This window comes from Massilicoli timonensis (assembly GCF_900199515.1).
Taxonomy (GTDB): Bacteria; Bacillota_I; Bacilli_A; order Erysipelotrichales; family Erysipelotrichaceae; genus Massilicoli; species Massilicoli timonensis.
Map to the genome: position 1 here is coordinate 1,043,837 of NZ_LT963434.1, position 25,931 is coordinate 1,069,767.

General features: G+C 50.2%; 29 protein-coding genes and 1 pseudogene. 25 read left to right on the top strand and 5 right to left on the bottom strand.

Features of this window, described 5'->3' with window-relative positions; translation table 11 throughout:
• Nucleotides 1–17 precede the first annotated feature (17 nt).
• From C1712_RS07125 to C1712_RS07145, 5 genes are all read right to left on the bottom strand, one after another.
• On the bottom strand, nt 18–1,190 hold the full coding sequence (locus tag C1712_RS07125) for a hypothetical protein (protein ID WP_102268086.1): 1,173 nt from the start codon (nt 1,188–1,190) through the stop codon (nt 18–20).
• Nucleotides 1,191–1,240: 50 nt separating this feature from the next.
• Nucleotides 1,241–2,236, bottom strand: coding sequence for a DNA-methyltransferase (locus C1712_RS07130; protein ID WP_102268088.1), 996 nt, complete (start codon nt 2,234–2,236; stop codon nt 1,241–1,243).
• Between the two features lie 117 nt (nt 2,237–2,353).
• The gene (locus C1712_RS07135; RefSeq protein ID WP_102268090.1) at nt 2,354–3,544 is read right to left on the bottom strand and encodes a sensor histidine kinase; all 1,191 of its coding nucleotides are present in this window, start codon (nt 3,542–3,544) and stop codon (nt 2,354–2,356) included.
• Nucleotides 3,534–3,692, bottom strand: coding sequence for a winged helix-turn-helix domain-containing protein (locus tag C1712_RS07140; protein ID WP_102268092.1), 159 nt, complete (start codon nt 3,690–3,692; stop codon nt 3,534–3,536). The genes C1712_RS07135 and C1712_RS07140 overlap by 11 nt, the downstream gene beginning before the upstream one ends.
• Nucleotides 3,693–3,781: 89 nt before the next feature.
• A complete protein-coding gene (locus C1712_RS07145) occupies nt 3,782–5,263 on the bottom strand; it encodes a recombinase family protein (RefSeq protein ID WP_367657914.1) in 1,482 nt (493 codons plus the stop codon).
• Between the two features lie 134 nt (nt 5,264–5,397).
• Here C1712_RS07145 and C1712_RS07150 point away from each other — a divergent pair, with 134 nt between their 5' ends.
• The 25 genes and pseudogenes from C1712_RS07150 to C1712_RS07275 all read left to right on the top strand — a co-directional run bounded on the left by C1712_RS07150 (nt 5,398) and on the right by C1712_RS07275 (nt 25,925).
• On the top strand, nt 5,398–5,616 hold the full coding sequence (locus C1712_RS07150) for a hypothetical protein (protein ID WP_008979746.1): 219 nt from the start codon (nt 5,398–5,400) through the stop codon (nt 5,614–5,616).
• 128 nt (nt 5,617–5,744) lie between these two features.
• Nucleotides 5,745–6,689 (top strand): DUF6017 domain-containing protein, encoded by a 945-nt coding sequence (locus C1712_RS07155; RefSeq protein WP_021748558.1) that lies wholly within the window; start codon nt 5,745–5,747, stop codon nt 6,687–6,689.
• A gap of 36 nt (nt 6,690–6,725) precedes the next feature.
• The gene (locus C1712_RS07160) at nt 6,726–7,199 is read left to right on the top strand and encodes a PcfB family protein (RefSeq protein WP_006775667.1); all 474 of its coding nucleotides are present in this window, start codon (nt 6,726–6,728) and stop codon (nt 7,197–7,199) included.
• On the top strand, nt 7,196–7,504 hold the full coding sequence (locus C1712_RS07165) for a conjugal transfer protein TraG (protein ID WP_085533496.1): 309 nt from the start codon (nt 7,196–7,198) through the stop codon (nt 7,502–7,504). The genes C1712_RS07160 and C1712_RS07165 overlap by 4 nt, the downstream gene beginning before the upstream one ends.
• Nucleotides 7,505–7,551: 47 nt before the next feature.
• Nucleotides 7,552–9,402 (top strand): recombinase family protein, encoded by a 1,851-nt coding sequence (locus tag C1712_RS07170; RefSeq protein WP_015572847.1) that lies wholly within the window; start codon nt 7,552–7,554, stop codon nt 9,400–9,402.
• A gap of 78 nt (nt 9,403–9,480) precedes the next feature.
• On the top strand, nt 9,481–9,696 hold the full coding sequence (locus tag C1712_RS07175; protein WP_002584971.1) for a transposon-encoded TnpW family protein: 216 nt from the start codon (nt 9,481–9,483) through the stop codon (nt 9,694–9,696).
• 134 nt (nt 9,697–9,830) lie between these two features.
• Nucleotides 9,831–10,133 carry a hypothetical protein gene (locus tag C1712_RS07180; RefSeq protein ID WP_002584970.1) on the top strand — a complete coding sequence of 101 codons (303 nt, stop codon included), beginning with the start codon at nt 9,831–9,833 and terminating at the stop codon, nt 10,131–10,133.
• Between the two features lie 168 nt (nt 10,134–10,301).
• Nucleotides 10,302–11,135 carry a methyltransferase domain-containing protein gene (locus tag C1712_RS07185; protein WP_002584969.1) on the top strand — a complete coding sequence of 278 codons (834 nt, stop codon included), beginning with the start codon at nt 10,302–10,304 and terminating at the stop codon, nt 11,133–11,135.
• Nucleotides 11,136–11,256: 121 nt separating this feature from the next.
• Nucleotides 11,257–11,562, top strand: coding sequence for a DUF3847 domain-containing protein (locus tag C1712_RS07190; RefSeq protein WP_002584968.1), 306 nt, complete (start codon nt 11,257–11,259; stop codon nt 11,560–11,562).
• 116 nt (nt 11,563–11,678) lie between these two features.
• Nucleotides 11,679–13,316 carry a MobQ family relaxase gene (mobQ, locus tag C1712_RS07195; protein WP_002584967.1) on the top strand — a complete coding sequence of 546 codons (1,638 nt, stop codon included), beginning with the start codon at nt 11,679–11,681 and terminating at the stop codon, nt 13,314–13,316.
• A 14-nt stretch (nt 13,317–13,330) separates the two neighbouring features.
• Nucleotides 13,331–15,232 carry an AAA family ATPase gene (locus tag C1712_RS07200; protein ID WP_002584966.1) on the top strand — a complete coding sequence of 634 codons (1,902 nt, stop codon included), beginning with the start codon at nt 13,331–13,333 and terminating at the stop codon, nt 15,230–15,232.
• An 86-nt stretch (nt 15,233–15,318) separates the two neighbouring features.
• Nucleotides 15,319–16,815, top strand: a pseudogene (locus C1712_RS07205) (VirD4-like conjugal transfer protein, CD1115 family); the annotation flags it as partial.
• Nucleotides 16,816–16,846: 31 nt separating this feature from the next.
• Nucleotides 16,847–17,020, top strand: a complete 174-nt coding sequence (locus C1712_RS07210) for a Maff2 family mobile element protein (protein WP_425436000.1) — start codon at nt 16,847–16,849, stop codon at nt 17,018–17,020.
• A gap of 132 nt (nt 17,021–17,152) precedes the next feature.
• On the top strand, nt 17,153–17,392 hold the full coding sequence (locus C1712_RS07215) for an AbrB/MazE/SpoVT family DNA-binding domain-containing protein (RefSeq protein ID WP_006774905.1): 240 nt from the start codon (nt 17,153–17,155) through the stop codon (nt 17,390–17,392).
• A complete protein-coding gene (locus tag C1712_RS07220; protein ID WP_219718847.1) occupies nt 17,382–17,999 on the top strand; it encodes a DUF998 domain-containing protein in 618 nt (205 codons plus the stop codon). The genes C1712_RS07215 and C1712_RS07220 overlap by 11 nt, the downstream gene beginning before the upstream one ends.
• A 149-nt stretch (nt 18,000–18,148) precedes the next feature.
• Nucleotides 18,149–18,571: an RNA polymerase sigma factor gene (locus C1712_RS07225; protein WP_102268096.1), complete on the top strand. Its 423-nt coding sequence runs from the start codon at nt 18,149–18,151 to the stop codon at nt 18,569–18,571.
• Nucleotides 18,564–18,761: a helix-turn-helix domain-containing protein gene (locus C1712_RS07230; RefSeq protein WP_102268099.1), complete on the top strand. Its 198-nt coding sequence runs from the start codon at nt 18,564–18,566 to the stop codon at nt 18,759–18,761. Before C1712_RS07225 ends, C1712_RS07230 begins: the two co-directional genes overlap by 8 nt.
• A gap of 70 nt (nt 18,762–18,831) precedes the next feature.
• A complete protein-coding gene (locus tag C1712_RS07235) occupies nt 18,832–19,284 on the top strand; it encodes a DUF4624 family lipoprotein (protein WP_180963093.1) in 453 nt (150 codons plus the stop codon).
• Nucleotides 19,285–19,910: 626 nt separating this feature from the next.
• Nucleotides 19,911–20,309 carry a plasmid mobilization protein gene (locus tag C1712_RS07245; RefSeq protein ID WP_102268105.1) on the top strand — a complete coding sequence of 133 codons (399 nt, stop codon included), beginning with the start codon at nt 19,911–19,913 and terminating at the stop codon, nt 20,307–20,309.
• Entirely contained in the window at nt 20,281–21,909 is a 1,629-nt protein-coding gene (locus tag C1712_RS07250; RefSeq protein ID WP_102268107.1) for a relaxase/mobilization nuclease domain-containing protein, read from the top strand. The genes C1712_RS07245 and C1712_RS07250 overlap by 29 nt, the downstream gene beginning before the upstream one ends.
• Nucleotides 21,910–21,919: 10 nt before the next feature.
• Nucleotides 21,920–22,285 carry a cysteine-rich VLP domain-containing protein gene (locus C1712_RS07255; RefSeq protein WP_425436024.1) on the top strand — a complete coding sequence of 122 codons (366 nt, stop codon included), beginning with the start codon at nt 21,920–21,922 and terminating at the stop codon, nt 22,283–22,285.
• A gap of 111 nt (nt 22,286–22,396) precedes the next feature.
• Nucleotides 22,397–23,155: a phage replisome organizer N-terminal domain-containing protein gene (locus C1712_RS07260; protein ID WP_102268111.1), complete on the top strand. Its 759-nt coding sequence runs from the start codon at nt 22,397–22,399 to the stop codon at nt 23,153–23,155.
• Nucleotides 23,152–23,994 (top strand): ATP-binding protein, encoded by an 843-nt coding sequence (locus C1712_RS07265; RefSeq protein ID WP_009259634.1) that lies wholly within the window; start codon nt 23,152–23,154, stop codon nt 23,992–23,994. The genes C1712_RS07260 and C1712_RS07265 overlap by 4 nt, the downstream gene beginning before the upstream one ends.
• A gap of 14 nt (nt 23,995–24,008) precedes the next feature.
• Nucleotides 24,009–24,197: a transposon-encoded TnpW family protein gene (locus C1712_RS07270; protein ID WP_009259633.1), complete on the top strand. Its 189-nt coding sequence runs from the start codon at nt 24,009–24,011 to the stop codon at nt 24,195–24,197.
• A 111-nt stretch (nt 24,198–24,308) separates the two neighbouring features.
• Complete coding sequence (locus tag C1712_RS07275; RefSeq protein ID WP_102268113.1) at nt 24,309–25,925, top strand: recombinase family protein; 1,617 nt, start codon at nt 24,309–24,311, stop codon at nt 25,923–25,925.
• Nucleotides 25,926–25,931 lie beyond the last annotated feature (6 nt).

A 25,931-nucleotide genomic window follows, 5' to 3' on the forward strand; every position in this document is an offset into this window, starting at 1 on the left:
GTTCCTATTCCCGCTTCTTATACGCAAGCTTTTTCATCATGCAGGCATTTTGTTAAAAACGCTTTTGCTTGATCCGTTTCGATTGTCTCATCGAAGTGAAAAACAATTTCTTCCAGCGCTTTTCCATCATATTGCGTAACTCCACGGGAATTGCGCCCTGCCCAGTGGCTGATGATTCTTGTAGCTGATAAAAGCTGCCGGTGATACATGGAACAAAGTCTTGTACTGATCTGTTTCTTTTCATCAATTGCGATGATATAAATCAAATACACGCTTTTCTTTTGCGAAAGGAAAGCAAGGACTTTATCGATATTATAGCCTTTAGGATTGCTTGATAAAAATAAAACTTTCGTCCTTATATCGGTTGCGGTATGATAATGCGTGAACGCTTTTTCATAATCTCCTAATTTATCTGCAGTAAAAATCTGCGGAAGCGGTGTATGCTCTTTTAAGCAATGAATCAATGTATCTTTCAAATCGTCCTCTGCCGTAATTAGATATTCTATGATCCTGCCACGCAAATTGACATTCTCTATAAAGGCAGCAATCGCGATCTCTGATTGCACGGCTTTTACACGCTGATCCAGATCATCATTTAACATCTGATAGGCATCAGATAAAAAGAAAGATCTTGTCCTGTCTATAGACGCATAGATACAGGACAGCTGTTCAGTTGTAGGGACGAACTTATGACCGACCGGGATAATTTGATTGGTGGCTTCCACCAGTCGTGCTAAATTTTCCGCAAAAGGATAGTTACAATGAGATGCAAATAGAAAAGCGAAATGTGCAGGAGCATTGCTTACGCCTGCGAAAGTACGCATAATATCGCTGCCATTGAAGCTGCCCACGATATTATCACAACGCAGTTCCTGTGAAGAATGGCTGATTTTGCGCAGAAAGGTGGAATTAGCAAGCATCAAAATATTTTTTGACGGTGTAACCAGGCAAACGATAAAGGGAAGCCTGTCATATTTATGTAAGGTGGAAAGCGAAAGTACCGTATTGGAAAAAGCACTGCCGGACGCTTTACAAAAACGGATTGCAAACCACTCTCCATAATAAACGCTGCGTTCTTTTACCAAGGCGAAACGCTGTTGTACCTTAGCGGCCAATGAAGTCTTATCTCCCAATCCATCCAAACTGCCAATAAATGCAATCAGATCTTCTATAACCTCTTTATGATACATCTGCCGACACCTCCACTATCTTACTTAATGATCGATCATTCGATCTTTTCCTAAGCCTTTTTCGACTTTTTATCATTTCTTTTTCGGCTTTGTGAAGCATTGCTTCTGCTTTTCTGCATAGGCAAAGAATTACGCTCCCAGAATACACCATCCACATATCCTTGAATATTAGGATCGTTTTCTGCCATTGCAAGGCGCTGCTCGCTCCATATGCAATATTTCAGATCTTGTTCGACGCCGACATAATGACGCCCCAGTTTTTTAGCGACTACGCTCGTCGTACCGGAACCCAAAAAAGGATCAAATACAACATCACCTTCGGAAGAGGAAGCAAGCATGATCTTCGCGATCAGCTTCTCAGATTTTTGTGTAGGATGTGCGGTATTTTCTGCCATTGACCAAAATGGAATCGTAATGTCATCCCAAAAGTTAGAAGGACATGTATCGCGGTAATTCCCTTCCGCTGATTCCATCCAGTCTTTCGGCTTTCCATCAACACGATAAGGTGCGATTACTTTTTTGCGGATTTTGACCGCATCCAAATGAAAGGTAAACTGATCGCTGTTTGTCGCATACCAAATGTCTTCCATGCCATTTTTCCAATTTGCTTTAGCGCCGCGACCTTTTTCCCGCTGCCAAGTAATACGATTTCTCACATGAAAAAACTCTGCCAGCACTTTACCGATGATCAGACTGCTTTCCCAGTCGCAACAAACATAAATCGAGCCACTTTCTTTTAACAGTGGTTTCACGACACTGATCCATTCTCTTGTATAAGTTTCATAATCAGCTGCCTTCTTTTTTGAAAAAGTAGTGCCATTAAAAGTCTTTGTTAAATTATAAGGCGGATCGGCAATGATCAGATCCACGCTGTTTTCCGGTAATAGCGCACATACTTGCATGCTGTCGCCTAGAATTGTTTTATCCATCACAAGATCAAGTGAATCCTGCTTTTCCTTAACCGAAATGCAGCGCTCCAGATAAATCGCGCCTTCCTTTACTGAGGTATTGATCGTTTTATTTCTTCCGGTTTTTTCACTTGTCATAACAATCTCCTTGTCTGTTGTTTCTATAAAAATAGCATGAATCGACCATTTGGTCAATAAAGGGCAAAAGGCAAAAACAGCACACTACAATCAGTATGCCGCTTTTTTGTTTCATACTTACGCTTTCTCTAATGGCAGGATGACAGTAAACACCACAAATCCATCTTTGTTTTCGACCCGGATGCTTCCCTGATGCTTTTCACAGATCGTCTTGGCAATCGACAGACCTAACCCATAGCCGCCCTGTTTGCGGTTTCTTGATTTCTCACTGCGATAAAAACGCTCGAACAAATGCTCTAGATCTTCCTGAGAAAGGTTTGCTGCGGTGTTACGAAGTACGATCTCCACTTGATTCTGTATCCGTTTCGCCTGCAATATGATCCTTTTTTCATGTTCACAGTATTTGCAGGCATTGTCCATCAAAATGGTGATCAGCTGCCGGATCAACGCTTCATTGCCCTTGATCCACAAATCACTTTCGATTTCACTTTCCAATGTGATTTTCGATTCATAAGCGATCGCCTCATACACCAGCGTACTTTGTTCCAGCACATCGCTGATATTCAACCGTGTTTTCTCATAATGCAGCGACTGTTCATCACTGCGGGAAAGAAACAACATATTTTCCACCAGCTGCTTCATACGGTTTGCTTCTGTCTGTGTGTTATCGATCCATTTCATCTGATCTGCGATCGCATCCTGCGGATGATGCGCCAAAATATTCGTATTTGCTAAAATGACCGTGATCGGCGTTCTTAATTCATGAGAGGCATCGCTGATAAACTGCTTCTGCGCTTTCCATGCACGATCGACCGGACGCAATGCCCATTTCCCTAAATACCAACTGATTATGATGAAAGCGACAAGCGCCAACAGAAACAACAGGATACTGTTTACAAGCAGCGCCTGCAAGCCCTGCTTCTCATGACTGCGATCCATGATGGCAATCTGAATGCCATTCCATTTAACTTCATATAAGTAACGCGCCTCATAAGCGGAAAGCACACCGAACGTATCGTTTTTTTGTGCGATGCGATCGGCAATATCCTGCATGACGCTTTGTTCCAATATCGGATTGCTGCCTCTGATTACCTGAAATTGAAAATCAGTCTGAAAGACCTGCACCTGTAAAAAGCCTTCCTTTTTTACCGCATACGGTTCTTCTAACGCCCGTTTCAACTGCCGATACGCGATTTCTTCATTCTTTTTCGTCGTCGTCATATACAGGATGCCCAGCACCAATGCCACCACGCTCAACACGCAGAGCATATTGATCAAGATAAATTTTCGATGCAGTTTATGAAGCATATGCTTTCTCCAAACGATAGCCTACCTTGCGAATATTCTCGATCTGCACGCTGCTGCCTAAATAACGCAGTTTTTTTCTTAAGAAGGAAATATACGCTTCTACGTTGTTCTCCTCCACATCGCTTTCATTGCCCCATACCTTGGCAATTTGCTAATGTGCGATAAAGAAGTAATAGAAGTGTAAAAAATTTTGCCGTTCCTATCCGGCACTTAGGGCTGTGTCGGATAGGTCAGGCGTTAGGCTTCCGGCAAGTCTATCTTGCCGACAAAGCTGTAATAAATCTCAATGTCCTGCCTGCGGGTGCCGTTCTCGTCATAGCTGCACTCATGCACGACGATTTTCTCAATCATTTCCCGCAAGAGGGTGGGGGTCAATTCTTCAAAAGCAAGGTGCTTTCTCACAATCCCCATGAATTTCTCGGCGTTGACGGTGGCGGCCTGCGACTTGGAAAGTTCCTCCTGCAAAGCGGCAGCCCGGTCTTTCAGTTCCCGCTGCTCCTGCTCATAGTCCGCCGACAGCTCCATGAAACGCTCGTCGCTGATTTTGCCGCTTACATTGTCCTCATACAGCCGCTTGATAATGCGGTTCACTTCGGCAATGCGTGTCTGGGCCTGTTCAAGCTGCTTCGTGGCTGCGGCGGTCTTTCTCTTGCCGCCGATTTCGTTCTGCTGGATGAGCAGCTTTACAAAGCGGCTCTCATGCCTGGCGGCGTATTCCGTCACTTGCCGGAGATTGGAAAGCACGCCCGCCGTCAAAAGGTCGGTGCGGATAAAGTGTGCCGTACAGTCACGGGTACGCTTCTTGTAGCTGCCGCAGATATAACAGTCCTGCTTGCGGTTCTTGTTCTGATACCGCTGCTGATACAGCACATGGCCGCAGTCGGCGCAGAACAGCATACCAGAGAACAGCCCCACTTCATCATAGCGGTTCGGGCGTTTTCGCTGCTTGCGTAACTCCTGCACACGCTCCCATGTTTCCGTGTCGATAATCGGCTCATGGTGATTTGGGAAGATAGCCTGCTTCTCGATGGGGTTCTCAACGCTGTGCTTGACCTTGTAAGAGGGCTTCTCCGTCTTGAAGTTTACCAGACAGCCAGTGTACTCCCGGTTTTCCAGCAGATGGACGACGGTGTTTGTCGCCCACTTGCACTCATAGCCGGGGTGGTAGCGTCGGGTGCTGCCCGTCCTGCGGTATTCCAGCGTCCCCGGCGTGGGGATTTGCTGCTCCGTCAGCATACGGGCAATCTTGGTCGGGCCATTTCCCGCAAGGCAAAGCTGGTAAATCTGCCGGACAACCGGGGCGGCTTCCTCGTCAACGATATAGTTCTCGTCCTTGTCCATGAGATAGCCATAGACTGGCTTGCTGGTTACAGGCTTGCCGCTCATGCCTTTTGCTTTCTTTACTGCCTTGATTTTCTTGCTCGTATCTCTCACCAGCCATTCGTTAAATAAGTTCCGCAGAGGGGTAAAATCATTGTCCATGCCGCCGTTTGCGCTGTCCACGTTGTCATTGACAGCGATAAAACGCACGCCCTTTTGAGGGAACAGCATTTCCGTGTAAAATCCCACCTGCAAGTAATTACGCCCCAGCCTGCTCATGTCCTTGACTATGACGGTGCCGACTTTCCCGGCTTCAATGTCTGCAAGCATGGCTTGAAATCCGGGCCGCTGGAATAATGAGGTGTGATAGCGATAGCGGCAAAAAGCTAATAAAATCAATGGTTTTGCGGACAGCGGATAGACAGGGAATGTGTTAAAAACTGAATACGCACACAAACGGCGTTACCTTAACCCCTTTGGGGGAGAAAGTAACGCCGTTTTTTTATGCCCGCAGGAAAGGAGGTGCAGCCGGAATGTATTTCACAAAGGGCAAGCAGCGGGCATTTGAACTGCTCATGCAGCAGAAGCCGGGATTTGACCGCTATCAATCCGGTTGTGCCGGAGATGATGAAGATTGCGGCACTTGCCGTTTCTACCGCCCCGGGTGGAAATATGAGTTTTGCGTTTTCAAAGAGTGTCCCTATTGCCCCGGCAAAAGGACGCGGAAAACGCCCGCCAGCATGGACAAATAGACGGGCAAAAGCCCTTGTGTCATGCGGCTTTGCAGACGCGAAAACGGCAAAGGGCATATTGCAATACCAAAACAGCCGAAAACGGCTTTCTAATTGTCCACGCATACCAAGAGAGGAAGTGAGGAAATATGGCAGTTTTCAGAGTGGAGCGAAATACGGGATATACCGTTATGAGCAACCACCACTTGCGAAACAAGGAATTGTCCTTAAAGGCAAAGGGCTTGTTGTCGCAAATGCTTTCGCTGCCCGAAGATTGGGATTATACCCTTGCGGGCTTATCCCATATCAACCGGGAGAAGATCGACGCAATCCGCGAAGCGGTAAAGGAACTCGAAAAAGCCGGATATATCGTGCGCAGCCGGGAGCGCGACGAAAAGGGACGCTTGCGGGGCGCAGATTACGTCATATACGAGCAGCCGCAGCCGCGAGAGCCGGAAGCAGCTACCAGCGGCGGACAGCCGCCTATATTGGATTTACCTACATTGGAAAATCCAACATTGGATAATCCAACGTTGGAAAAACCTACGCAGGAAAAACCTACGTTGGAAAATCCAACGCAATTAAATAAAGATATATCAAGTAAAGAACAATCAATTACTGATCTATCAAGTACCCATTCCATTCCTTTCCATTCCCTAAATCCCTTGCCTTATGAGCAGGACGAAGCGGCTGCGCCGCCGGAAAGGAAAAGAACGGAAGCGAAAACAAACAGTGCAATAGAGATTTATCGGGAAATCATCAAAGAAAACATCGACTATGACATTCTCATTCAAGACCCCAAAATGGATAAAGACCGTTTGGACGAGATTGTAGAAATCATGCTGGAAACCGTCTGCACAGCCCGAAAGACAATCCGTATCGCCGGGGACGACTACCCCGCCGAACTTGTCAAATCAAAGTTTATGAAGCTGAACAGCAGCCACGTTGAGTTTGTTTTGGACTGCATGAGGGAGAACACAACCAAAATCCGCAACATCAAGCAGTATCTAAAAGCGGTGCTGTTCAACGCGCCGAGTACCATTGACAGCTACTATACCGCCCTTGTCAATCACGACTTTTACGGCAGCAAATGAGCATAGCCGCAGTTTACCGGGAAAGGAGTTGATACCTTGCAGGAGGAAGTAACCCAAAAAACGATTGCCCTATCCGTCAACGTGGGAAAAGGCGCGGCAAGGCTTACCGAACAGGCGTTACAGAAAGCAATCAAGAAGTTTTTGGAGCAGAAAAGCAAAGCACCGCATGGGAAACAGACCATGCGGCAGCTTATGAAGCAAAATGCGGGGGTTTCCAACATCGAGATCACCGACAGCAATATCAAAGCCTTTGAGAGTACCGCGAAGAAATACAACATAGATTTTTCGCTGAAAAAGGTTAAGGGCGAACAGACCCGTTACCTTGTGTTTTTCAAAGGCAGGGACGCGGACGTTATGACCGCAGCGTTTCAAGAGTTTTCCGCAAAGAAGCTGAACAGGGATAAAAAGCCCTCTATCCGCAAAGCCCTTGCCGCAGCAAAGGACAAGGCGAAGCAGCTTAACGCCGCCCGCGACAAGGTAAAGAAAATAGACAGGGGGCGCGAGATATGAAGCAGATAAACTACAAAAAGCTGATAATCCCGAATATCCCGTATGTGTTCTTTGTCTATCTCTTTGATAAGGTGGGACAGGCGGTGCGGCTTGCCCCCGGCGCGGATATTTCCGAAAAGATACTCAATATCACACAGGGATTTTCCGAAGCGTTTTCAAATGCCTTGCCGAGCGTTCACCCGTTGGATTTGCTTATTGGCATTGTGGGCGCGGTGGTTATCCGTCTGATTGTCTATTTCAAAGGGAAAAATGCCCGCAAATACCGCAAGGGCGCAGAATACGGCAGCGCACGTTGGAGTGCATAATTTTAAGTGTAAAGGAAGCCTATATGGACGCACAGGAGGTTATGCACATGACTGATTATAGTAAAATTACAGCCCTTTACTCCCGCCTTTCCGTGGGCGACGAGGACAGGGACGGCGGTGAGAGTAACTCGATACAGAACCAAAAAATCTTTTTGGAGAACTACGCCAGAGGGCAGCACTTAACCAATATCCGGCACTACATTGACGATGACGAAAGCGGCAGATTTTTTGACCGTTCTGCCTACTCCCGCATGATGGACGATGTAGAGAACGGGAAAATCGGTGTCTGCATTATGAAAGACCTGACACGCTGGGGGCGTGACTATCTCCAAGTCGGCAATGCGATGGAGATATTCAGACGGAACAATGTGCGCTTTATCGCAGTCAACAACGGGATAGACAGCGAAAAGCCCGATACATTGGAGTTTGCGCCCTTTATCAACATCATGTCGGAGTGGTACGCAAAGGACATCAGCAAGAAAGTAAAGACCGGCATTAAGACGAAGGGCATGAGTGGAAAGCCGATTGCCACCGAAGCCCCCTATGGCTATGTCAAATCCCCGGACAACAAGGATTTTTGGATTATCGACGAGGAAGCCGCCGGAGTTGTTCGTTTGATTTTTCGCCTGTTTCTGGACGGAAAAAACCGAAACCAAATTGCCGTATATCTCACGCAGGCGCAAATCCCAACGCCCACATTCTACATGAAAGAGCGCGGGCGGGGAACCTGTAAAAACAGGGCGCTCAATGAGGCCAACCGCTATAAGTGGAACAAAGCCACCCTGACCCATATCCTCACACGGCAGGAGTATTGCGGTGATGTTGTCAACTTCAAGACCACAAAGCACTTCCGCGACAAGCGGAACCACTATGTAGACCGGAGCCAATGGCAGATAACCGAAAATGTGCATGAGCCGATTATTGACCGCACCGACTTTGAAACCGTACAGCGGATTTTGGAAAATGCGCCCGTCAAACGCCCCAACGGGGACGGGGAAATCCACCCTTTGTCGGGCTTGCTTTTCTGTAAGGATTGCGGTGCGAAAATGCACATTCGCATAGATTATCGGAATGGCGGCAAGCGTCATGTTGCCTATTGCAGCGAGTACCACAAGGGAAAAGCCAAAAACCCCAAATGCAATTCCCCGCACATCATTGACGCGGATTTGCTCATGCAGACCATCGCGGAAGTGCTGAAGAAAATCGAGGACTATTCTATCAGCAACTGGGCGGAATTTGAAGCCTTAGTGAAAAAGAACCTTGCCATGCAGCAGACCGACAAGACCAAGAAACAGCAGAAGCGTATCCCGCAAATCACGACGCGCCTTGAACAGATTGACAAGGTGCTGAACAAGCTCTATGAGGACAACGCCCTCGGCACGATCCCGCAAGACCGCTATGAGCAAATGTCGCAGAAGTATTCAGAAGAATACTATGCGCTGAAAGCGGAGCTTGCCGAGCTGCAAGAGCAGCTATCCGCTTTTGAGAACGCGGGCGGACGGGCGCAGAAGTTTTTGAAGCTGACGGAACGCTACGCTGCCTTTACCGACCTGACCCCCGCCATTCTCAACGAGTTTATCAGCCGGATTGAAGTGCATGAGCGCGACAAGAAAAGGGCAAAACAAGCCATTCAGCACATCGGGATATATTTCAACTATATCGGCAAATTTGAGAACGAAGTGACACAGCTTACAGAGCCAACGGAGCAGGAAATCCGGCAAATGCGGGAGGAAATCGAAGAAGCCAAAAAGGAAAAGAGCCGCGCCTATCACCGGCAGTATTCAAGGGAGTACCGGGCGCGAAACCTTGAAAAGCAGCGGGAGTATGACCGTATCAAGGCGCGGGAATACCGGGCAAGGAGAAAGGCGCAGACCGCCGCCGCACAGCCCGCACAGTAAAACAGAATAACCGACAACCAAGAGGGATTTTCCGGCTACGGGAAGTCCCTCTTTTGCGCCCGGAGAAAGGAGCCGCCTATGACAGAACAGAACGGGACGCCCACCGCGCCCCGGAACCCCGACAGTATTATCACGACGCAGAGAAACGGGCAGACTATTGTTGCGGAGTTATTTTTCAATCACAGCAGCACAGAAACATTCCGCGACAAGCTGCTCAAGACGATACTTGCCGACAGTTCGTGTTTATCTGCGTCTGACGGTCAAGAGCCGGAAAAATCGGAAATCTTGCGATAACAGCCGCCCCGACGATACATTCCACGTCCGGGCGGTTTTTATCGTCAAAAACGCCGTTTTCTCCAAGTCAAGAGCCGGAGAAAACACCCGAAAAATGCCCCTATTGCGTAACAGGGGCACAGAAAGGAGTTTGCATGAGAACAGGGCTTACCAAGCAGGAAAAGACCACCGATATTTGGTTTGACGAGAAAGACCCCCTTATCCATATCCGCACCCACAACACCGCCTTGAAAAAGCGTCTGCTTGCATACAGCCGCCGTTATCCGGCGATCTGCCAGCAGACTGACGCAGACCCGGAAACGGGCTGCATGGAGTTTGACATTGAGAAAGGCCGCTTCTCTTTCCGTCTGACCGCCCCATACAGCGAGGAACGGCGGGCGGTATGCCAGAGAGAGCAACGTCGCCGACAGGCTGAAATAGAGTTGAAATGTTCATAGTTTTGTGCTATACTTTTTCTAAAAGCAGAGTAATACTGCGGAATTGATTGGAGGACAACACAATGGTTACATTTATGAGATTAAGATAAAACCGCGAGTTATGTTGCGGTTATCCGTATTGCATAACTCGCTTATTGAAGCAGAGATGTAATTACGGAGGAAAAACAAATGAATAATAATTTATCACGCTTTGCAGACAGCAAGGTTTATTTTCAATGCCCAATTTGCACAAAATCAATGGATATACAAGGCAATAGCCTAATTTGTAGACATGGACATTGCTTTGATATTTCAAGATATGGGTATGTAAATTTGTTGTTAAAATCATCGCCCAAAACCAACTACAGCAAGCGGTCTTTTGACAACCGGCACCAAATTTTGGAGTATGGCATGTATGATGTTGTGTTGGAGAAAATCATACAGTTTATTTCTGATACGCCATCTATAAGAAACATTTTAGATGTTGGTTGCGGCGAGGGTTTCTATGCAAGGCAGATACAGCAAAGAACAGAACGAAACATCTTTGCCTTTGACTTGTCAAGGGAGGCAATACAGATTGCATCAAAAAAAGACAAGCGCAAAGCAGTGAAGTGGTTTGTTACTGACTTATCAAAAATCCCTTTGAAAGACGGAAGTATGGATTGTATTTTAGACATATTTTCGCCTGCACACTACAAAGAATTTCAGCGATTGCTATCTCCTAACGGATATGTTGTGAAAGTAATTCCTACGAAAAATCATTTGAGGGAAATCAGGACTAAAGTGCAAGCACACTTGAAAAATCCAGATTATTCAAATGAGTCTGTCGTTGAATATTTTGAGAAATATCTTAAAACCATTTCAAGAGAAACGGTTTCAGCCACCGTACAGTTGTCATCAGAACAAAGAATGTCGTTTATTGAAATGACGCCGCTTCTCTTTTGCGTTGAAAAAGATTGCGTTGATTGGCGTACTCTCACACATTTGACAATCGAAGCTGATGTTTTAATAGGAATGTATTAAAGGGCGTATTGATATTTAATATTCCCATTTATTGAGCAGAACGGAGTAAACCAAACACCCTAATCAAAAGGACAGCCGAGGAAATCGACTGTCCTTTTTCTATGCCGACAGGTAGAAAGGAGTGACCACCCATGACGAAACCGAGAGAAAAAAACGCGAGGAATTGCAAGCCGAGATTGAGGACGGGAAGAAGAAAATCCGGCAGCTTGAAAATCGGGAAAAGGTGTTGCGGCAAAAGTTATCCCAAGAGGAACGCAGGACGCGCAGCCATCGGCTGATCGTCCGGGGTGCGGTCTTTGAGAGCATTGTGCCAGAAGCAAAGACCATGACCGACGAAGAAGCCGCCGCCTTTCTCCGGCTTGCCCTGACGAGCGAGGAAGCGCGGGGCTATCTGAAAAAACGCACCGAGGGCGGGAAAAGCGAATAATCCCTTTGGTACAAAGGGCGCACTTATACACCCTTACGGGTGCGTGCGCTCTGCCGAGGGCTTGTCGGCACAGAGAGAAAGCCGCTTGCTTCCCTCTCTGACCGACATTGGCGGCTTTGCCGCAACAAGGGGCTGCACCCCTTGCGCCGCTTACGCGGCTATCCCTGCACACCCACAAAAACAGTATACCCGCCTTTGGCGTCTGTACCATTTTTGCGGGTTTTCATTTTATCCGGGAGGTGATACCCATAGCCATCTATCATTGTAATATCAGCATTGTCAGCCGGGGCAAGGGCAAATCAGCCGTTGCCGCAGCCGCCTACCGAAGCGGCGAAAAGCTGACAAATGAGTGGGACGGAATGACACACGACTACACCCGCAAAGGCGGTGTTGTCCATACGGAAATTATGCTGCCACCCCACGCCCCGCCCTCTTTCTCTGACCGTTCAACCTTGTGGAACAGCGTGGAGCTTTACGAGAAAGCCGGGAACGCCCAGCTTGCCAGAGAGATTGACGCGGCGCTCCCCATAGAGTTATCCAGAGAGGAACAAATCCGACTTGTCCGGGAATACTGTTCCTCTCAATTTGTTTCCAGAGGAATGTGCGTTGATTATGCCATTCACGACACCGGCAAGGGCAATCCCCATTGTCACATCATGCTTACCATGCGCCCCCTTGACGAGCGCGGCGCATGGGCGGCAAAGTCCCAAAAGGAATATGACCTTGATGAAAACGGCGAGCGTATCCGCTTGCCAAGCGGCAGATACAAGACGCACAAAGTTGACCTGACCGGCTGGAACGACAAGGGCAACGCCCTCTTGTGGCGTAAGGCATGGGCGGATATTTCAAACGCCTACCTTGAACGAGCCGGAAGCCCGGAGCGTATCGACCACCGCAGCAACGCCGAGCGCGGCATTGGCGAGATACCCACCGTCCACATGGGCGTGGCGGCTTGCCAGATGGAGAAGAAAGGTATTGCCACCGAGAAAGGCGAACTGAACCGGAATATCCAAAAGGCAAACCGCCTTATACGGGAAATCCGAGCGCAGATTGGAAAGCTCAAAGAATGGATTGCCGACCTGTTCAAAGCGTGGGAAACCGCCCCGGAACAGCCGCAACAATCCCCCGGCCTTGCAAATCTGCTGATGAAGTATTTGAGCGTTCAGAGAGAAAAGAGCCGGAAGTATTCGCAGCGTTGGCAACAACAGCACACAGCCGATGAACTGAAAACCATAGCGGCAGCGGTCAACTATCTGACCGAGCATGGTATCTCTACCCTTGATGAGCTGGACGCAGCCCTTTCCTCTGTCAGCGAACAGGCCGACACTATCCGGGCAGGAATGAAAACCGCCGAGGAACGCATGAAGAAGCTGCAAAAGCTGATTGAATACGGGAAGAACTACACCGAGTACAAGCCCGTTCACGATGAGCTGAAAAAGCTGCAAAACGGCTGGACAAACAAGCGCGACAAGTACGAGGAAGCCCACCGCGCCGAGTTGACCCTATGGAACGCAGCAAGCCGCTATCTCCATGCAAATCTGCCGAAAGGAACAAAGACCTTGCCTATTGCGGAATGGGAACAGGAATATGCCGACCTCAAAACACAGAGGGACAGCGATTATGCCAAACTGAAAGATACCCGCGCCGATGTTTCCGAACTTCAAAAAATCCGCAAATGCGTGGATATTGCACTCCGCGCCGACCAGCCGGAGCAGACACAGACCCGCACAAAGCGGCACGACATAGACCGATGAAAGGAGTGAGTTTTTTGTACTACACCCAAGAACAGATAGACCGGGCGAACCAAGCCGACCTTGTTTTGTTCCTGCAATCGCAGGGGGAACCGCTGGAACGCGCCGGACAGGAATACCGATGGAAACGGCACGACAGCTTGACCGTCCGGGGCAACAAGTGGTATCGCCACAGCCAGAGCAAGGGCGGCGGCCCCATTGATTTTGTCATGGAGTTTTTTGGCAAGAGTTTTACCGAAGCCGTTGAACTTCTCACAGGAGAAAAGGGAGCCGCACCGCCGCCGGATAGACCAAGCTCCGCGCCCCTCTCCGACTTCCGGCTACCGCCCCGCAGCCCCGACAACCGAACAGCGAGGAACTACCTCACAGCCGCCCGCCGCATTGATGAAGATGTGACGGGCTTTTTCTTTGCCAGCGGCGATATTTACGAGGACGCAGCCCACCACAACGCCGTATTTGTGGGGCGGGACGAGGACGGAATACCGCGCTACGCCCACAGCAAGGGAACGGCGGGAAACTTCCGCCTTGATGTGAAAGGCAGCGACAAAGCCTTTAACTTCTGCTACCGGGGCGAGGGCGAAAGAGTGTTTGTCTTTGAAGCCCCCGTTGACCTGCTTTCTTTCCTCTGCCTGTTCAAAAAGGATTGGCAGAAGCAAAGCTACCTGTCATTGGGCGGCGTGGGAGAAAAAGCCCTGCTCCGCTTTCTCTCTGACCGTCCGAACATCAAGACCGTTTATCTCTGCCTTGACAGCGACGAAGCCGGAAACGACGCTTGCAGCCGCCTTGTGAAGCTCATGCCGGAGGGCTACACCGTCCACCGGCTTATCCCTCTTTTCAAGGATTGGAACGAGGTATTGCAGCACCGGGCAGAAATCACAGACGGGAAGTATTTGCGAGAAGCGGTCTACGGCTTGAAAGAGCCGCCGCAGGAAGAAACCGTTGAGATTATCCGCATGAGCGAGGTGGACACGCAGACCGTCGAATGGTTATGGGAGCCGTATATCCCCTTTGGGAAAGTAACCATTGTGCAGGGCAACCCCGGCGAGGGCAAGACCACCTTTGCCCTACGCCTTGCCGCCGCTTGTACCAACCGCAAGCCGTTCCCCCACATGGCAGTGCATGAGCCGTTCAATGTGATTTACCAGACTGCCGAGGACGGTTTGGGCGACACCATCAAGCCCCGCCTTATGGAAGCCGAAGCAGACCTTGACCGCATTCTTGTCATTGACGAGAGCAAGCAGGGGCTTTCCCTGTCCGATGAGCGCATAGAGAGAGCTATCCGACAGACCGGGGCGCGGCTGATTATCCTTGACCCCATACAGGCGTATGTGGGCGAGAAAACCGACATGAACAAGGCCAACGAGATACGCCCCATGTTCCGCCGCCTTGCCGAGATTGCCGAGCGTACCGGGTGCGCCGTTATCCTAATCGGACACCTCAACAAAGCCGCCGGAGGACAGAGCGCCTACCGGGGTTTAGGCTCCATCGACTTCCGCGCCGCAGCAAGGAGCGTCCTGCTGATCGGGCGCGTGAAACGGGAACCGAATGTGCGCGTTATCGTCCATGACAAATCTTCTCTTGCGCCGGAGGGTAAGCCCATAGCCTTTTGCCTTGACCCGGAAACGGGCTTTTCGTGGATAGGCGAGTATGACATTACCGCCGACGAGCTGCTGTCCGGCGCGGGCGGCAACACCGCCACCAAGACCGAACAGGCGGAACGGCTGATACTTGACCTGCTTGCAGACGGGAAAGAGCTTGCCAGCGAGGACCTTGTAAAGGCCGCAGCCGAAGCCGGAATATCCGAGAGGACGGTACAGAACGCCAAGCGCAACATGGGCGGTGTTTTGGGCGCAAGGCGCGTCGGCGGTCAATGGTACAACTTCATCAAGAAGAAGCAGCCGCCCGAACCCGCAAGCTGAAAACGCAAAGTGCAGACCCTTTGCGCTTTGCACTTTCGCGCTTTCGCCTTGATTGTGCGTCAATAACTCCAAATAACACTTGACAAAACGCTTCATGGGGCAACGCCGAAGATATAAAGCCCTATATCGACCCGGATTTTCAGAACAACATCATTTTGACGCAGACCGAACGCCTTACCATGAACAGCCGCCCGAAGCAGCCGAAATACGCGAGAAATAAAAACGTCGTGGTGATCGGCGGCAGCGGCAGCGGCAAGACAAGGTTTTTCGTAAAGCCTAATTTAATGCAGCTTCATTCTTCCTACGTCTTGACCGACCCGAAAGGCACCGTCCTAATCGAGTGCGGAAAGCTGCTGCAACGGGCAGGCTACCGCATTAAGGTACTGAACACGATAAACTTTCGGAAAAGTATGCACTATAACCCCTTTGTCTATATCCGCAGCGAAAAGGACGTGTTAAAGGTTGTCAATACCCTTATCGTCAATACCAAAGGCGAGGGAGAAAAGAGCGCGGAAGATTTTTGGGTGAAAGCCGAGAGGTTACTATATTGCGCGTTGATCGGCTACATTTGGTATGAAGCCCCCGCCGAGGAAATGAACTTTACAACGCTGCTTGAACTTATCAATGCAAGCGAAGCACGCGAGGACGACGAGGAATACCAAAGCCCCGTTGATCTGCTCTTTGCCGATTTGGAAGAACGCAGCCCCGACCATTTCGCGGTAAAGCAATATAAAAAATACAAATTGGCGGCGGGCAAAACGGCAAAGTCAATCCTTATTTCTTGCGGTGCGCGGCTTGCCCCTTTTGATATAGAGGAACTCCGGGAACTCATGTCCTATGATGAATTGGAACTTGACACATTGGGCGACCGGAAAACCGCGCTTTTCCTCATAATGAGCGATACCGACGACACTTTTAATTTTGTTATCGCTATTTTGCAATCACAGCTTTTCAACTTGCTTTGTGATAAAGCAGACGACGAATACAACGGCAAATTGCCTGTTCACGTCCGCTTTTTGCTTGACGAGTTTGCGAACATCGGACAGATACCCCGCTTCGATAAATTGATTGCTACAATCCGCAGTAGGGAAATGTCCGCTTCTATCATTCTGCAATCGCAGAGCCAGCTAAAAGCCATTTACAGGGACGCGGCAGAAATCATACTTGATAATGCCGACAGCACCTTGTTTTTGGGAGGACGTGGGAAAAATGCAAAAGAGATTTCGGATAACTTGGGACGGGAAACAATCGACAGTTTCAACACTTCCGAAAATCGCGGCACGCAGGTTTCTCATGGACTGAATTATCAAAAATTAGGAAAGGAGCTGATGACACAGGACGAAATAGCAGTTATGGACGGTGGGAAATGTATTTTGCAGCTACGCGGTGTGCGTCCCTTTTTAAGCGACAAATACGACATCACGAAACACCCGAACTACAAATACCTTTCCGACTTCGACAAAAGAAACGCTTTTGACGTGGAACGGTATATGTCTACCCGTCCGGCAATCGTAAAGCCCGATGAAGCCTTTGACATATACGAAATAGATTTGTCCGACGAGGACGCAGCCGCCGAAGAATAACGGCGGCATTTTTCATTTTCCATAACATTTTTTGAGCCGCACAACGGCAGAAAGCGAGGTTTATATGGATTTCTTTAACAGCGCAGTTGGTGTATTGCAGACTTTGGTTATCGCGCTTGGCGCAGGTCTTGGCATTTGGGGTGCCATTAACTTAATGGAGGGTTACGGCAACGACAATCCCGGAGCCAATGCTCATGTGCCATAAAGTAACACCACAATATGAAAGACGGTTATCCCCATTATTCCGTAATCTGTCAAGGTGATTTGACATTTCTCTCGAAGTATTGTATACTTTTCATGTGAGTATGAAAAATATGAATTAAGGAGATGTTATACAATGTCCATGCCAAAGGGAAAGCACATATTTGGAACTGTTAAGGTTGGAGAGCGCGGGCAAATTGTCATTCCGAAAGAAGCGCGAGAAATATTTGACATAAATCCCGGAGATACTCTACTCGTTTTGGGAGATGAAGAACAAGGAATAGCTGTAGTCAAGGCCGATGTAATGAAAGAGGTTGCTGTAAAAATTTTGAAAGGGTTAGGTCATTTCAAGGGAGGCTATGATGATGAAAAATAGCTTTTCAAATATTTTGCCCTTTCTTTTAATTGCTGATTTGATTATTCCGTTTGTATTAGCCCCCACTTACAAAGGCTATAGTCATTTGACACAAGTAATGAGCGTTTTAGGAAATTCAAAAGCACCGTTGCATTTAATCTATAATATTTGGTTGGTTGTGTTTGGAGTTTCAATTTTAATCAGCACCTTGCAGCTATATCCTACTGTCGCACAAGTATCAAATTCTATATCCATAATGCTTTTTTCCGTCATTGTGATTTACGCCTTAGGCGGTTGTATTCTTTCCGGGATTTTTTCAGTTGGGGAAACCAAAAACCTTGAAACTTTTTCCGCAAAGATACATGGTTATGGTTCAGTAATAGGTTTTCTACTTTTAACACTTGCGCCATTATTTGTCGGATTATACTTTTTCAAAGTGTCCAATGGGCTATTAGGAATTTTATCTTTAATTTGCTTTATCTTTGCAATAGGTTTTTTTGCTCTATTTGTAATGGCTGATAAGCCGAATTATAAAGGAACAATAATTGCATTTGAAGGGCTATGGCAGAGATTATCCCTTTTAAGTATGTATCTTCCCATTGCAGCACTTTGTATTTTTCAGAAATAGCAAAGCCAGCCGAGCCAGTCAACGGTCAAGATGAACGGCGCATACGCGCCGCCGTTGACAGCCCCGCCCGCCTTTGCAGATAGGCAATCAAGGAGGCGACAGCAAGGAGTGCTGCCGCCCCGCACTATTATCAGAGAGGGGGAATTTCCATGACCGAAGATGAAGCCTACAAAGTGCATATCCAATACACATTCAATGCCTTTTGCAAAATTGTCATTCGTCATGCAGCCATAGATAAAATTTTGAAGCTGCGCCGGAGGTGGGAACGGGAAGTTTCCCTTGACTACTTGATGAATGAGAAGTTTGTCCAGCTTGCCGAGCCGGAGCAGCTTGAAGAATATCTTTTTACCGCCTGCGGCCAGACCGCCGTTCTGTACCATGCGGAACTTGCCGCCGCCCTTGCCCTCTTGCCGGAGCAGACACAGGAAGAAATTTTCCGTTACTATTTCCTGCACCAGCCGCAGCGAGTGATCGGCGTACATATTGGCCGGACACGCAGCACAGCGGGGCGACATATCCAGCTTGCCTTGCAGCGGCTACGGCGGCTCATGGAGGGAAAAGACCATGAGTAAACTTCTCCCCTATGAAACAATCGTCAAGGCGCATGAGGGCGACCCGGACGCGGTGAACACCGTTCTGTCCCACTACGCCGGATATATCCGATATTTTTCCAAAGTGAACGGGCAAGTAAATGCCGAGGTTGAAGAATATGTGGAGCAGCAGCTAATTGCTGCGCTGTTTAAGTTTCGGTTCGAGTGTTGAGGCTGGACTTTGCACCGGGGATATGATAAAATTATTTTTAAGGCAGATTGAACCCAACGGAGGAAACCCTATGAAAAGAATTGCCATTCTCATTATGCTTATCAGCATAACAGGTTTAACGGCGTGTGCCAATTCTAGTACGACCCCCAAAAACGCATCAAGCCAAAATACAACAGCCATTGTGATGGAATTAGACGAGAATTATGACGATACAGACCCGTTTGTCAACGAGAAGTTATTCTGCGTATCAGAGGATTTGGATTCTTTAACGGCTACGGGAACTTTGGACATGGATGGTGGAAATGGAAGTTTAGAAGTAAAAAATAATAAAACAAATGAAGTTTTATGGAGTGAAACATGGGAAACAAGTGTTGAAGAAGAAGCCTTTTCGATTTCCCTTGAAAATCTAAAAAAAGATGATGAATATGTTATATGTTTTACTGGGACAGAAATAAACCACGCCACGATTGAAGTTGCATTTGACAGTGATGTCGTCCAGGAAAGAGAAAGACCTTTGCAGTAAGAACTAAAACGGCTCCATAAAAAACTGAATATCATACCGCCACCGGCGGCGAGCAAAAGCAGTAAGTCTGAAAAAGATTTGCTGCTTTTTTTGTTGTCCGTTTGGCATTTTTGAATTTTGTCCGTATTAAGAAGCAAAGAGAAAATTTCCAGTATTTCCGTCATTTTTGCCTTTGCTGGTGTTGTAGGGAGTGAAAAGAAAAATTCTCTGCCCCGCCGGTTGCCAAAACCCTGTTGCTCGGATTACTAAGGCAAAAGAAAATTTGAAAAGTCCCCGTTCAGCGGGTAGCTGGCGGCCTTTCAAATGTATCTTTGGCGAAAGGAAAAAAAGCCGCGTACAGCGGGCTGAAAGCCCCGCCCCATTCGCTCTATGTACGGAAAAACCCGGACAGGGGCAGTCTGCGGCAGTCTTAGAGCAAGTTTCTACCACGGTGCCAAAATCCGCAATTCTGCGGTTTTGTCCCTCGCGGGAAACTTGTTGGGGAGTGCCTTCCCCAAACCCTGCTATGGCGGCTTGCGCCGCAAAAAGATTTCCGTTCGGCAGGCCGTTTTTTTGCGAGAACTGCCCCGGAAATACCTAACAGACCAGCCTATTTTTTGTGATAAGTGAAAGGAGGTTTACAGCCCATGCCGAAGCGATACAACACGCCCCACCGCAGCCGCGTTGTGAAAACCCGGCTGTCCGAAGATGAATACGCCGACTTCACAGCGCGGCTTGCGCCCTATGGTATCAGCCAGTCCGAATTTCTCCGGCAGGCGATACGGCGCACCGCCATACGCCCAATTATCCATGTGTCGGCGGTCAATGACGAGCTGCTTTCCGCTGTCGGGAAACTCACAGCCGAGTACGGCAGGATCGGCGGCAACCTCAACCAGATTGCCCGGTATCTGAACGAGTACGGCGTACCCTACAATGCGCTGTCCGGCGAGGTACGCGCCGCCATAGCCGACCTTGCCGCCCTCAAGTATGAAGTCTTACAGAAAGTAGGTGACGCGGTTGGCAACACTCAAGCATATCAACTCTAAAAACGCCGACTACGGAGCCGCCGAACAATACCTGCTTTTTGAGCATGACGAGTTTACCATGAAGCCCGTCCTTGATGAAACCGGCAGGCTTATCCCCCGCGAGGACTACCGGTTGTCCACGCTGAACTGCGGCGGGGAGGATTTTGCCGTTGCCTGTATGCGGGCAAATCTCCGCTATGAGAAAAACCAACGGCGGGAAGATGTGAAAAGTCACCACTATATCATCAGCTTTGACCCACGGGACGGCCCGGACAACGGCCTGACCGTAGACCGGGCGCAGGAATTGGGCGAGAAGTTTTGCGCCGAGCATTTCCCCGGCCACCAAGCCCTTGTATGCACCCACCCGGACGGGCATAACCACAGCGGCAATATCCATGTGCATATCGTTATCAATTCGCTGCGGATAGAGGAAGTCCCGTTCCTGCCCTACATGGACAGGCCAGCCGACACGAAAGCCGGGTGCAAGCACCGCTGTACCGACGCGGCCTTGCGCTACTTCAAGTCCGAAGTCATGGAGATGTGCCACCGGGAGGGGCTTTACCAAATTGACCTCTTGAACGGCAGCAAGAACCGCGTCACAGACCGGGAGTATTGGGCGCAGAAAAAGGGACAGGCCGCGCTGGACAAGCAGAACGCCCCCATGATTGCAGGCGGTATCACGCCCCGGCAGACCAAGTTTGAAACGAACAAAGAGAAGCTGCGGCAGACCATACGCGCCGCGCTATCTGCGGCGACCTCATTCGAGGACTTTTCCTCTCTGCTGCTGCGGGAGGGCGTGGCCGTCAAGGAGAGCCGGGGGCGGCTGTCCTATCTCACGCCGGACAGGACAAAGCCCATTACCGCCCGAAAATTGGGCGACGACTTTGACCGCGCCGCTGTCCTTGCCGTTTTGGAGCAGAACGCCGCCAGAGCCGCAGAAAAGGCCGCGGCCATACCCGACGAATACCCCCGGCGTGGGAAAGCTGGCATACAGCCCACAAAAGCCCCTCAAACCGCCCCGAAACAAGACGGTGTGCAGCGGCTTGTGGACATTGAGCAGAAGAAAGCCGAGGGCAAAGGCCGGGGCTATGAACGCTGGGCGACCATGCACAACCTCAAACAAATGGCCGCGACGCTGAATGTGTATCAGGAATACGGTTTCACTTCCCCGGAGCAGTTAGAAGCCGCCGTTGATACCGCCTATCAGGAAATGCGCCAGACCAGCGGCAAGCTGAAAACGCTGGAAACCAAGCTACAAGGGAAAAAGGAGTTGCAGCAACAGGTACTTGCCTACGCTAAGACCAAGCCCACCCGCGAGGGGCTGCGGGCGCAGAAATCCGAGAAAGCCCGCACCGCCTACCGGCAGGCAAATGAGAGCGATTTTATTATAGCCGAAGCCGCCGCCCGGTATTTCAAGGCGCATGGCATTACCAAGCTGCCCGCCCGGAAAGCGTTGCAGGCCGAGATCGAGCAGCTTATCTCCGAGAAAGACGGCCTGTATAACACCTATCACGAACAGAAACAGCGGTACACGGAGTTGCAGACCGTCAAGCGGAATATCGACCAGATTTTGCGCCGGGAGGAACCCCACCGCAGAAAGGAGCAGAGCCATGAGCGATAACCTGCCCCGCATGGACTACCGCCAGCACCGGCGGGCGCGGCGGCTGGTGCATGAGTGCTGTAACTACGACGGGGGGAACTGCCTGCTGTTAGACGACGGGGAGCCTTGCGTGTGCGTCCAGAGCATTTCCCTTTCCCTCATGTGCCGGTGGTTCCGTGTGGCTGTCCTGCCCCTTGACGGGGAGCTGGCCGCAGCCCTCTTGTACCGGGGGAGCCGGAAACGCTGCGCCGTCTGCGGCGCGGCCTTTGCCCCCAAATCCAACCGGGGGAAATACTGCCCCAGCTGCGCCGGGCGCATGAAGAAAATCAAAGCTGCCGAGCGAAAGCGGAAACAAAGGCATAAATGTCACGCTTTAGAGCCTTTCAAACCCGCATAAATCAAGGCTTTTTTCGTGGGTGTCAAAGGGTGCGCGATACATTTATCCTTTTCCCCGGAAACGGCGTTCTAAATGCGTACAAACGCTCCAAATCCACCCAAAGGAGGAACCATGTCAGACAACCGAAAATACTACTACCTCAAGCTGAAAGAGAATTACTTTGACGAGGACGCTATCGTGCTGCTGGAAAGTATGCAGGACGGCATCCTCTATTCCAACATTCTCTTGAAATTGTACTTGAAATCGCTGAAAAACGGCGGGAAGTTGCAGCTTGATGAAAATATCCCCTACACCGCGCAGATGATTGCCACCATTACCCGCCAGCAAGTCGGCACCGTAGAACGAGCCTTGCAGATTTTTATGAAGCTGGGGCTTGTGGAGCCGTTACAGAACGGTGCGCTGTATATGAGCAACATTGAACTGCTTATCGGCCAATCCTCTACCGAGGGGGAGCGGAAACGGCGGGCAAGGCTGGCTTTGCAGGAGCAGAAAGCCTTGCCAAAGGCCGGGGCGGACAAATGTCCACCATATCAAGCGGACATTTGTCCACCAGAGATAGAGATAGAGAAAGAGATAGAGATAGAAAAAGAGAGAGAGCGAGAGTTAGATACGGGACAGACCGCCCGCGCCGCCTATGGCCGGTATGGAAATGTCTTTCTTTCGCAATCAGAACTGGACGGGCTGAAAGCAGACCTGCCCGACAAATGGAACTACTACATTGACCGGCTATCCTGCCATATCGCGTCCAGCGGCAAGCGATACAAGAGCCATGCCGCCACAATCTACAAATGGGCGCAGGAGGACGCAGCCAAGAAAGCCCCGAAAAAGGGCATACCAGACTACTCATGCAAGGAGGGCGAGAGTTTATGAAGAACGAAATCAACGCTGTTTTGGAGAATATGACGGCCACCACCCCGGAGCCGGAGGACTACACCGGCGAGGACGGTTTACTGTACTGCGGCAAGTGCCGCAAGCCGAAAGAAGCCTATTTTGCGCCGGATAAGGCTGCTATCTTTGGCCGTGACCGCCACCCGGCAGAGTGCGACTGTCAGAGAGCCGCCCGCGAGGAACGGGAGGCCGCAGAGAAGCGGCGCAGGCACCTTGACACCGTGGAGGAACTGAAACGCCGGGGCTTTACCGACCCCACCATGCGGGACTGGACTTTTGAGAACGACAACGGCAGAAATCCGCAGGCCGGGATTGCCCGCCGGTATGTGGAACACTGGGAGGATATGCGAGCCGACAATATCGGCTGCCTGTTCTGGGGCGGCGTGGGAACCGGGAAAAGCTACCTTGCGGGCTGTATTGCAAACGCCCTCATGGAGAAAGAAATCCCCGTCCACATGACGAACTTTGCCCTTATCCTCAACGACCTTGCCGCCAGCTTTGAGAACCGCAACGAGTACATTTCCCGCCTTTGCCGCTATCCGCTGCTTATCCTTGACGACTTCGGCATGGAGCGCGGCACCGAGTATGGATTGGAACAGGTTTTCAATGTGATTGACAGCCGTTACCGTAGCGGCAAGCCGCTGATCGTCACGACCAACCTCACGCTGGACGACCTGCGGAACCCGGAGGACACCGCCCATTCCCGGATTTATGACCGCCTGCTTTCCATGTGCGTCCCGGTACGCTTTACCGGCGACAACTTCCGGCAGGAAACCGCGCAGCGGAAAATGGAGAGCATGAAGAAACTGATTACCGACTGAAAGGAGTATTGCCTATGGCAGATAGACAGCAGCACGACACCCGCACCACCCGCCGCCCCGACTGCGTGACGGAAATCCGCATGGGCAATTCCGTCCTTGTCGTGTCCGGCTATTTCAAGAAAGACACCACGACCACCGCCGCCGACAAAATGGCGCGGGTACTGGAAGCGGAAGCCGCTGCTACACAAAAATCGGCAATTTGACAAATCATAAAGAAGCTGATTTTACACTTTTGCCGCTATACAGCCCGCCCTATTCCGTGGTACAATGAAACCACGGAATAGTGGGGCTGGCTGTCGGAAACGGAGGATTTTATGTTAAGACAAGCCACCCAAAACCTCATTACCGCCCTTTATCCGAGATTGTCCCATGAGGACGAATTGCAAGGCGAGAGCAATTCCATATCGAACCAGAAAAGGATTTTGGAAACCTACGCCAAGCAGAACGGCTTTACCAATCTGCGCTGGTACACCGACGACGGCTTCTCCGGCGCAAACTTTCAAAGACCCGGTTTTCAAGCCATGCTTGCAGACATTGAAGCCGGGAAAGTGGGTACGGTCATAGTCAAGGACATGAGCCGGTTAGGGCGAAACTACTTGCAGGTAGGGTTTTACACGGAAATGCTGTTCCCCCAAAAGGGAGTGCGTTTTATCGCTGTCAACGACAATGTGGACAGCGCAAACGGCGGCATGGACAACGATTTTACCCCTCTGCGAAATCTGTTCAATGAATGGCTGGTGAGAGATACGAGCAAGAAAATCAAGGCAGTAAAACGAGCAAAAGGCATGAGCGGCAAGCCTGTTACCAGCAAGCCGGTCTATGGCTACCTCATGGACGAGGACGAGAACTATATCGTTGACGAGGAAACCGCGCCGGTTGTCCAGCAGATATACCAGCTTTGCCTTGCCGGGAACGGACCGACCAAGATTGCCCGTATGCTTACGGAGCAGCAAATCCCCACGCCGGGGACGCTGGAATACCGCAGGACGGGCAGCACCCGCCGCTACCACCCCGGCTATGAGTGCAAGTGGGCGACAAACACCGTTGTTCATATCCTCGAAAACCGGGAGTACACCGGCTGTCTGGTAAACTTCAAGACGGAGAAGCCCTCTTACAAGGTCAAGCACAGCGTAGAGAACCCCATCGAGAAGCAGGCCATTTTCCCAAACCACCATGAGCCGATTATCGACACGGAAACATGGGAGCGCGTGCAGGAGTTACGCAAGCAGCGCAAACGCCCGAACCGCTATGATGAAGTGGGGCTGTTCTCCGGTATGCTGTTCTGCGCCGACTGCGGCCATGTGATGTACCAGCAGCGGTATCAGAACAAGAACCGCAAGCAGGACTGTTACATCTGCGGCAGTTACAAGAAGCGCACCCGCGACTGTACGGCGCACTTTATCCGCACCGACCTGTTGACCGCCGGTGTCCTCTCCAATCTCCGGCAGGTGACCGAATACGCCGCCAAGCATGAGAGCCGCTTTGTGAAGCTGCTTATCCAGCAGAACGAGATCGGCGGCAAGAGAAAGACCGCCGCAGCCACGAAGCAGCTTGAACAGGCGCAGGAGCGCATTTCCGAAGTGAGCCGCATAATCAAGCGGCTGTATGAGGACAATGTGAACGGCAAAATCAGCGACGAGCGTTTCATGGAACTGTCGGCAGACTATGAGCAGGAGCAGCGGGAACTGAAAGACCGCGCCGCCGCTTTGCAGGAGGAACTGGACAAGTCGCAGGCCGCCACCGTCAACGCGGAAAAGTTTATGGGGATTGTCCGAAAGCACCTTGCCTTTGAGGAACTTACCCCCACCCTCTTGCGGGAAATGATTGAGAAAATCGTCGTGCATGAGTGCAGCTATGACGAGAACGGCACCCGCAGGCAGGATATTGAGATTTATTACAGCTTTGTCGGCAAGATTGACTTGCCAGAATAACCGCCC